The 9,059-nt window shown below is 48.0% G+C and carries 8 protein-coding genes; 4 read left to right on the forward strand and 4 right to left on the reverse strand.

The genetic code is table 11. The features are described from left to right. Nucleotides 1-978, forward strand: a 978-nt coding sequence (locus tag KDK18_RS04040) for a WD40 repeat domain-containing protein (RefSeq protein WP_257253388.1), incomplete at its 5' end; no start/stop codon positions are given. A 64-nt stretch (nt 979-1,042) separates the two neighbouring features. Here KDK18_RS04040 and KDK18_RS04045 read toward each other — a convergent pair. Then, nucleotides 1,043-1,270 (reverse strand): JmjC domain-containing protein, encoded by a 228-nt coding sequence (locus KDK18_RS04045; protein WP_306670852.1) that lies wholly within the window; start codon nt 1,268-1,270, stop codon nt 1,043-1,045. 99 nt (nt 1,271-1,369) lie between these two features. Between KDK18_RS04045 and KDK18_RS04050 the strand changes: the two genes are divergently transcribed. The 3 genes from KDK18_RS04050 to KDK18_RS04060 all read left to right on the forward strand — a co-directional run bounded on the left by KDK18_RS04050 (nt 1,370) and on the right by KDK18_RS04060 (nt 5,625). Then, the gene (locus KDK18_RS04050) at nt 1,370-1,585 is read left to right on the forward strand and encodes a hypothetical protein (RefSeq protein WP_257253390.1); all 216 of its coding nucleotides are present in this window, start codon (nt 1,370-1,372) and stop codon (nt 1,583-1,585) included. A gap of 362 nt (nt 1,586-1,947) precedes the next feature. Continuing rightward, nucleotides 1,948-3,609 (forward strand): F-box/WD repeat-containing protein, encoded by a 1,662-nt coding sequence (locus tag KDK18_RS04055; RefSeq protein WP_257253391.1) that lies wholly within the window; start codon nt 1,948-1,950, stop codon nt 3,607-3,609. Nucleotides 3,610-3,822: 213 nt separating this feature from the next. Then, complete coding sequence (locus tag KDK18_RS04060) at nt 3,823-5,625, forward strand: F-box/WD repeat-containing protein (protein WP_373691142.1); 1,803 nt, start codon at nt 3,823-3,825, stop codon at nt 5,623-5,625. Between the two features lie 44 nt (nt 5,626-5,669). Here KDK18_RS04060 and KDK18_RS04065 read toward each other — a convergent pair whose 3' ends face one another. The 3 genes from KDK18_RS04065 to astD all read right to left on the reverse strand — a co-directional run. Next, nucleotides 5,670-6,227 carry a DUF4136 domain-containing protein gene (locus KDK18_RS04065; RefSeq protein WP_257253393.1) on the reverse strand — a complete coding sequence of 186 codons (558 nt, stop codon included), beginning with the start codon at nt 6,225-6,227 and terminating at the stop codon, nt 5,670-5,672. 66 nt (nt 6,228-6,293) lie between these two features. Then, nucleotides 6,294-7,655, reverse strand: coding sequence for an N-succinylarginine dihydrolase (gene astB / locus KDK18_RS04070; RefSeq protein WP_257253394.1), 1,362 nt, complete (start codon nt 7,653-7,655; stop codon nt 6,294-6,296). 51 nt (nt 7,656-7,706) lie between these two features. Next, nucleotides 7,707-9,059 (reverse strand): succinylglutamate-semialdehyde dehydrogenase (gene astD, locus KDK18_RS04075; protein ID WP_257253395.1); only part of this gene is annotated, 1,353 nt, incomplete at its 5' end.

Below are 9,059 nucleotides of genomic sequence, written 5' to 3' on the forward strand. Positions count from 1 at the left end.
GACTACATAGCAAAAATCTATGGTCATGATGACGATGGATTATGGGAAGAGAAAGTCATCATTGCCCATGGTGACGATATCAATTCAGCCTCCTTCAGCGCCGATGGACACCATGTGGTGACTGCCAGCCACGATAACACAGCGAAGATCTATAGTCTGGAGTCCGATGGATTATGGATAGAAAAAGTCAGAATTACTCATGATGACTGTGTCATCTCAGCTAATTTAAGCGCCGATTGTCGCCATGTTCTGACCGCCAGTTGGGATGGCACTGCGAAAATATACGGCCAGGAGGCGGGTGGAACATGGCAAGAACAAGCCACCATTTACCATGAAGTCGGTGTCGATTTAGCTGCCATTAGTGCCGATGGATACCATGTGGCTACCGTCAGTGGTGATTACAGTGTGAAAATCCATGGCTATGAGGACGATGGAACATGGAAAGAAAAAATCACTATTTTCCATAGTAACGTGGTCAAAACAGCGTCTTTCAGCCCCGATGGCTGCCATCTGGTGACCACCGGTGAAGATGGCGTGGCAATAATCTGTGGCCAGAAGGCCGGTAAGGGTGGATTATGGGAAGAAAAAGCCACCATCGACCATGGTGGTTATGACCACGTCAATTCAGCCACCTTCAGTGCCGATAGCCGTCATATGGTTTCTGCCAGTCACGATGGCAGAGTGATAATTTATGGCCATGACGACGATGGATTGTGGAAAATAAAATCCGAAATTGAACATGGTGGTCCGGTCAGCTCAGCCACCTTCAGTGCCGATGGCCGCCATGTGGTGACTGCCAGTGAAGATTATACGGCGATAATTATTGGCCAGGAAACTGATGAATCATGGGTAGAAAAAGCCTCTGTTTACCATTGGGAACCGGTCATATCAGCCGCCTTCAGCAACGACGTCAGCCATGTGGTTACCGTCGGCTTCGATGACAGGGTGAAAATCAATGAACTATTCATGGGCGATTGATTGTTTGCTTGCTTTCACTTTTCCGGAAGCCTACTGAAATAGTCATTCCGACAGGATATGAAGGTCAGTGTTTTTCAGTTTTGGTGAGCTGGCATCGTAGACCGGGCCGACTTGCCAATGCCTTTTGCCTTCGGCCTTCGGCCTGAATCAGGAAAACATCAAAATGATCGTAGTGAGGACCCACTGAACCCCCATCGATTGCATAGCTGATCATAATGTCTTCAAGTTGCCAGGAGGGCAGAAAGTCAAAGTAATCCAGCAGCGAGTGAACATCGGGAACCCAGTGATCCATAGCCTGAACCAGAAGTGTCCACTGACCGGGAGGCAGACAGGAAAAGTCAGACTCTCTAAAAGGTCCTCGTCTCAGCTCCCATGGAGTTTCTCCCTTTTCTTGGCGCTGTACCCCAGAGATCCGGCTTTAAAAGCCAAAGCCCGCTGGTTGGAGGAGTACGCTGATACCGTTTTGATGAAAGTGACCAATGCCGGTTGTGCCGGATTCGAACCTGACCCGTCAGAATATTCGGGCTTTGCCGCCTATCTCCAGAGGGTCAAGGCGCACCCGGCTTTTCAGAAAAGAATGGAGGGAGATGCCAGGTTTTTGAATTAATTAATCACAAAACCCCGAAAAACAATATTGAATACAGGTGTCATCCATTTCTGTGTAGAAGATCGAAACTCAGAAGGTTAGTGGAGAAAATGGTTGCTGTCGGTGGTAAATGTTAGTTTCACTTAACAATTTGTCAGGAACTTTTATGTTAAAACCGAATCCTATTATTAACATCAATTTTGAATATACCTTCTAATTGAGGATAAGCGCTAACCATGGAGTGACCAGATATGCGACAAATAAATAACCATTCAAACGTTTTGTCATTTTCTGCTCAACCTATATCAAAGCGAGCACGTACAGGTGTCAATGCAAATAGAGAAATCACTGTTTTTGAGGGTACTAAGCCTCCATTACTGAGTTTGTCTCGCCCAACACACTTAAATATTATTGAACGTTTGGGGCTTAAAGATATTACCCGTTTGAAACAGGTATGTACCTACTTTCGAAAGCTTATTAAAGAAGAAGGTTCTCTGGCAAAGGAATGGTATCGCCGTTTTTCCTCTGCGCACCAGTTTCTACTAAAGACAGTCGTCACCGCAAAAAGTGATCAGCAACTCAGTGCTTGGTTGGGGCAATTTACGAATAATCAGGCATTGATCGATTCAGTTTTAAAACGCCGGGACGATAATGGTCTATCTCCTGCTCTGCTCTTTTTCAACAACACCAATCTAATGTCGCAGTGCGAAACATTTAATGTCGATAAAAAAGTCACTATTTCCCATAAAGGCTTCATCAATTCGGCGACTTTCAGTAAAGATGGTCTCCACGTGGTGACTGCCAGTGACGATGGCACGGCGAAAATCTATGACAAGGAGCTCGACGGATCATGGACAAAAAAAGCCACCATTGCTCATGATAAATCGGTGGCATCAGCCACTTTTAGCGCCGATGGCCGCCATGCGGTGACCATCGGTGAAGATCACAAAGTGAAACTCTATGGCCGGAATGACGATGGATCATGGCAAGCAAAGGCCACAATATCCCATGATTCCTTTGTCAAGTCAGCCACCTTCAGTGCCGATGGCCGCTATTTGGTCACTGCCAGTGACGATGGCACGGCGAGAATTTACGGCTATGAGGACGATGGAACATGGAAAGCAAAAGCTACCATTTTCCACAATGGATATATCAGTTCAGCCACTTTCAGTGCCGATAGCCGCTATGTGTTGACTGCCAGCGGCGATCACACAGTGAAAATCCATAGTAAGGAGCACGATGGATCATGGCTGGAATCAGGCATCATTTATCACAATGATTTGATCAGCTCAGCGACCTTCAACGCCGATGCTAGCCGTGTAATGACCACGAGTTATGATGGCGGGGCGAAAATTTACGGTCAGGAGGAAGGTGGAACATGGGAAGAAAATTCCGCGTACTATGCTACCCATGCCGATTCAGTTGCCTTCAGCGCAAATGGCAACTATTTGGTGACCGTCAGTGACGATTACACGGTGAGAATCTATGGTCATGAGGACGACGGATTATTGGGATTAAAAACCACTATTTTCCATAAAAATAAGGTCAACTCAGCCGCCTTCAGTCCCGATGGCAGCCATGTGGTGACCGCCAGTAATGATGGTAAGGCGAAAATCTATGGCCAGAATAAAGATGGATCATGGGAAGAAAAAGCCACCATTCACCATGCCGGTGATGTTAATTCAGCCACTTTCAGCGCCGATGGCCGCTACGTGGTGACCGCCGGTGACGATGGCAAGGTGAAAATTTACGGCCGTGAGAGCGATGGATCATGGAAGAAAAAAACCACTATTTATCATAATGGTCGAGTCTATTCAGCCACCTTCAGTACCGATGGCCGCCATATAGTGACCGCCAGTAAAGATAAAACGTCGAAAATTATTGGCCTGACGGCTGAAGAATCATGGGTAGAAAAAGCCACTATCTCCCATCGGGGGCTGGTCTCATCAGCCACCTTCAGTGGCGACTGCAGCCATGTGCTTACCACAGCCGCAGCCAATGGCTATCACAAGGCGAAAATCACTGAGCTGCGAATGAATGAATAATTGACTGTTTGCCTTCACTTTTATTCAATTTAAGAGGTTTCTTCTGAGTGACGCTATTTAGCGTGTGCTGAAAGACAGAAACTTTTGTTAGTTTCACTTAACAACATGTCATGAACTTTTACTTTAAGACAGAATCCAACCCTTAGTTTCAATTTTGGATGTTCTTCCTGATTGAAGATAAATAAAAACTATCAAACAAAAGATTGACAAAACATGGAATCGATAAACAACAACTCAAAAGCTGCTTTCTCATATTTACCAAAACCGCCTCAATCTATATCGGAGCATGCACCAACGGGTGTCAGTGGGGGTAGGGAAATCAGTGTATCTGAGAGCAGTGAGTCTCCGCTACTCAATTTGCCCCGCCTCACACAATTAAATATTATTGGCCATTTGGGGCTTAAAGATGTTGCCTGTTTGAAACAGGTATCTAGCCACTTTCAAGAGCTTATTAAACAAGAAGATATTCCGGCAAAGGCATGGTATCGCCGTTTTTCTTCAGCACACCAGTCTCTACTGAAGACAGCCATCACCGCAAGAAGTGATGAGCAACTCAGTGCCTGGCTGGGGCAATTTACGAATAATCAGGCGCTAATCGAGTCGCTTGTTAAAAGTCGAGAAGAGGTTCGTCCTGCTCTGCTCTTTTTCAATAATGCCAATCTAATGTCGCAGTGTGAAACATTCAATGTTGATAAAAAAGTCACTATTTCCCATGGAGACTTAATCAACTCAGCGACTTTCAGTAGAGACGGTCTCCACGTGGTGACTGCCAGTGACGATGGTAAGGTGAAAATCTATGACAAGGAGGACGACGGATCATGGAAGAAAAAAGCCACCATTTCCCATGATGAAGAAGTCAATTCAGCTTCCTTCAGCGCCGATGGTCACCATGTGGTGACCATCGGTGAAGATAACAAGGTGAAAATCTGTAGCCGGAATGACGATGGTTTATGGGAAGAAAAGTCCACCATTCCCCGTGATCGCTTCGTTGAGTCAGTCACCTTCAGTGCCGATAGCCGCTATTTGGTCACTGCCAGTGACGATGGCACAGCGAAAATCTATGGCTATGAAGACGATGGATCATGGAAAGCAAAAGGGACCATTTTTCATGATGAAGGCGTTAATTCAGCCACCTTCAGCGCCGATAGCTCTCATTTAGTGACCGCAAGTGACGATCACACAGTGAAGATCTATAGCAAGGTGGGCGATGGGCTATGGGTGGAAAAAGCCACAATTGAACATGATGACACTGTCAGCTCAGCTACCTTCAGTGCCGATAGCCGCTATTTGGTCACTGCCAGTGAAGATTGCACGGCGAAAATCTATGGCCAGGAAGAGGGTGGGACATGGGAAGAAAAAGCCAAAATTTATCATGTTGATTATGTCGATTCAGCTACCTTCAGCGCTGACAGCAGCCATCTGGTGACCGTTAACAATTGCACGGTGAAAATCTATGGTCATGAAGATGATGGGCCATGGAAAGAAAAAATCATTATTTTACATAAGGAAGAGGTCAACTCAGCCACCTTCAGCGATGATGGCAGTCATTTGGTGACCGCCAGTATTGATGGCAAGGCGAAAATCTACGCCCAGGAGTACGGAGAATGGAAAAAACAGACCACCATTCATCATGAGGACGAAGTTTATTCAGCCAGCTTCAGCGCCGATGGCCGTTACATGGTGACCGCCAGTGGCGATGGAAAGGTGAGAATTTATGGCCATGACGACGATGGATTATGGAGAGAAATAGCCATCTTTTCCCATAATGGAGAGGTCTTCTCGGCCACCTTCGGTCCCGATGGCCGCCATGTGGTCACCGCCAGTGGAGATTTAACGTCGAAAATTATTGGTCTGGTGGCTGATGGATCATGGGTAGAAAAAGCCACAATTTCCCATGGGAGGAAGGTCAAATCAGCCACCTTCAGTGCCGACTGCGGCCATGTGCTTACCATCTCCGACGGCTATGACAGTGGCTATCACAAGGTGAAAATCACGGAGCTACGAATGAATAATTAATTGTTTGCTTTAACTCTCCAACACCCTCGATAAGGCAGGGAGCGTCATCTCAAACTGCTCAACATTCTGGTAATGGCCGCTTCGGCTCTGGCCAGTCTTGTTTCATTGCTCAGTCCGGGAACTATTGTGCCCTGGGCAACCCCTTTCCATAGGGCATCTCCGGTATTGGCTCGAATCAGGGCAATGGCTATGGTCAGTTTTTCCTGGCCCGGCTCAGTGACCAGTCCCGGCGTTGTGCCAAAAAAGCGAACCAGTTCTGCGTCGGAGACGATGGAATCAGAAGCAATGCCATAGCGGACAATCAATGAATTCTGGGGTATTTGGTCAGGATCAATGTTCATTTTCGCTGACAGCTGTTTGGCTATCTCGAATTCTATTGTTTGATAAGCATTCTCCCGGTTAGGGAACATCGGGTCCTTTTCTTCAGGGGTGATGGATTCGAACATCAAGCCATCAAAATCGGCTAAAGAGAATCGATGCAGGGGAGAAGCGGTAATCGATAATGGGGCGACCTTAGGGTTTTCCTGAGGAACGGTAACGCTTACGCAGCCTGCAAGTACTATGGAAACAAGCGCCAGCATAGCAATGGATATTATTCTCATTCTTTTCTCCCATGAAGTGGATGAGCTGATTCTATCATTCGCAGAGATAAAATCAGCTCAAGCCCTTCACACCTGTTGGAACTGATAGACTGAGCCCAGTTGCAGAATGTCGGTTAACTCATCCAGTGCTGTACGGGATTCAATCAGAAGTTCAGGATCAGCAAGATCGGCTTCAGTCAGCCTGTCACGGTAATGTTTTTCTACCCATTGGCAGAGTGTTGTATACAAAGTGTCGTTCATCAGGCAGGCCTGATTGGTGGCAGCCAGTTCTTCTGGAGTCAGGACTACTCTCAGACGCAAACAGGCAGGTCCGCCGCCATTATTCATGCTCTGACGCAAGTCGAACACTTTGATGTCATTAATGGGGTTCTCGCGCGCAACCAGACCTTCGAGGTAAGAAGAAACCTGTCGATCACTCTGGCACTCAGAGGGCACAACAATAGTCATATCATGATCGGAAGTGCTGAGCAGCTGACTGTTGAACAGGTAACTTTTCACCGCAGTTTCCACTCTTATCTGACTTTCAGGCACCTCAATAATGCAGAAGTCATTCCGGCTGTTTTTTAGCTCAAGGCTATAAGCACTTCTCAGGTCGTTGTAAACCTGCGCCTGATTCAGGAAGGCTTTCTCGTGACAGAACAGTACATTGCGGTTACCCACAGCAATGACATCGTTATGAAAAACTCCCTGATTAATGACTTCCGGATTTTGCTGTGCAAAGACAGTTCGATGGCTATTCAGTTGATGGTTACGGGCAATGGCCTGGGAGGCCTCCAGGGTTTGGCGAGCCGGAAATTTTGTCGGCGCTGGCTGAGCATCATCAAAGCTGTAACGGCCATAAACAAAAAACTCAACACCTTCGTCTCCATAGTTCTGACAGAAACGGGTGTGATTGGCCGCGCCCTCATCGCCGAAGTGAGAGGTGCTAATCAGGGCTGGATGATGAGTGAAATGCTCCTCGCTGGAGAAAACGGCTTTCAGGATTTTGCCTGTTATTTCATGCTCAATTGATCGGTGAAACTTACTGCACAGGTTTGCCGGTGTGAAATGTACGGTGCCAGACGTTGTGTCGGCGCTGGGTGATACTGTAGCGGCATTAGCGGTCCACATGGTGGATGCAGAACTGCATGCTGCAAGAATTTTGGGTGCCTGTCTTGAGGCCCCGGCAAGAACCTGTCTATCACTGCCGCTAAAACCTAGCTTGCGCAGGGTATAAACGTCGGGTCTTTCATGGGGTGCCAGCACTCCTTGTACTAAACCCATGTCGTGCAGTGCCTTCATTTTAGCCAGACCTTGCAGAGCAGCCTGTTTCGGGTTGGAAGACGCCGACTGGCTTCGGGTTGAGGCTATATTGCCCAGAGAAAGGCCTGCATAATTATGGGTTGGGCCTACCAGGCCGTCAAAATTGGCTTCAACAGTACTATTCATATTTTTTCTGTTCCGATCTCGGTCAGCTTCCTGATGGCATGCATCTGTTCATTAAAGCTTTAAACCCGGCGCCAGTTTTTCCGGTAGTGACAGGCTCTCAGCTTCTACACTGGCAACGGGGTAAGCGCAGTAGTCAGCAGCAAAGTAGGCACTGGGGCGGTGGTTACCGCTGTCACCAATACCACCAAATGGCGCAGCGCTGCTGGCTCCGGTGATGGGCTTGTTCCAGTTGACGATTCCGGCTCGACTCAGGTGCAGGAACTGTTCATAGTCTTCTCGGTTGTCAGCGAAAATACCGGCGGACAGTCCATAACGAGTGTTATTGGCTTGTTCGATGGCTTCGTTGAGCTGGTTGTAACGAAGCACCTGTAGCAAGGGGCCGAAGTACTCTTCATCGGGTAGTTCTTTAATGGCGGTAACATCAATAATGCCGGGAGACAGTAAACCGGTACCTTCCTTCAATTTTCTGCTCGTCAGTAATGATTGACCGCCCAGCTGTTGCAGGCGTGCCTGTGCCTGCAAAATACTGTTCGCAGCCGCTTCTGAGATAACGGCTCCCATGAAGGGCTGGTCTTCATCATTCCATTGGCCTATTTTGATGTTGCCTGTGGCTTCAACCAGTTGATCAATGAAAGTATCACCCCATTCTGAGGCAGGCACGAACAAGCGTCTGGAGCAGGTACACCGCTGACCCGCAGTAATAAACGCTGACTGTATAGTGTCGTGTATCGCCGCTTTTCGATCTTTGACTTCAGTAATGATCAGCGGATTATTGCCACCCATCTCCAGAGCCAGAATCTTGCCTGGCTGACCCCCAAACTGCTGGTGGATGAGCCTTCCTGTATTCGAGCTGCCGGTGAAGAACAGGCCGTCAATGCCTTTGTGCCCAGCCAGAGCCATACCGGTCTCTCTCTCGCCCTGAACCATGTTCAATACGCCTTCCGGTAGTCCGGCCTGCTCCCAGAGTTTGATGGTTTCTTCAGCTGTAGCCGGGGTCAGTTCACTGGGTTTGAAGACAACCGTATTGCCCGCCAGCAGGGCCGGAACAATGTGTCCATTGGGCAGGTGTCCCGGAAAATTGTAGGGGCCAAAAACAGCGACGACACCGTGAGGTTTATGTCGTATAAAAGCACGGCCTCCCGGCATGATGTTTTCTGTCGTTCCGGTGCGCTCACTGTAGGCTTTGATAGAAATTTCAATCTTGCCTTTCATGGCCGCAGCTTCGGTTTTGGATTCCCACAAGGGTTTACCCGTCTCTAAGGCAATGATCTCGGCCAGCAGGTGAGCGTTTTGTTCAACCTGCCCGGCAAACTTACGCACCAGACTAATGCGGTCTTCCAGAGAGCGTGCAGCCCATCCCGGCTGGGCTTTCCGGGCTGATGAAATGGCCTGGTCAACCTGTGA

The sequence above is a fragment of the Endozoicomonas sp. SESOKO3 genome (assembly GCF_024606255.1).

Coding starts and splice junctions, on each gene's coding strand:
- KDK18_RS04045 (WP_306670852.1), bottom strand. CDS start 1,270: ATGGATCACTGGGTTCCCGATGTTCACTCGCTGCTGGATTACTTTGAC.
- KDK18_RS04060 (WP_373691142.1), top strand. CDS start 3,823: ATGGAATCGATAAACAACAACTCAAAAGCTGCTTTCTCATATTTACCA.
- KDK18_RS04065 (WP_257253393.1), bottom strand. CDS start 6,227: ATGAGAATAATATCCATTGCTATGCTGGCGCTTGTTTCCATAGTACTT.
- astB (WP_257253394.1), bottom strand. CDS start 7,655: ATGAATAGTACTGTTGAAGCCAATTTTGACGGCCTGGTAGGCCCAACC.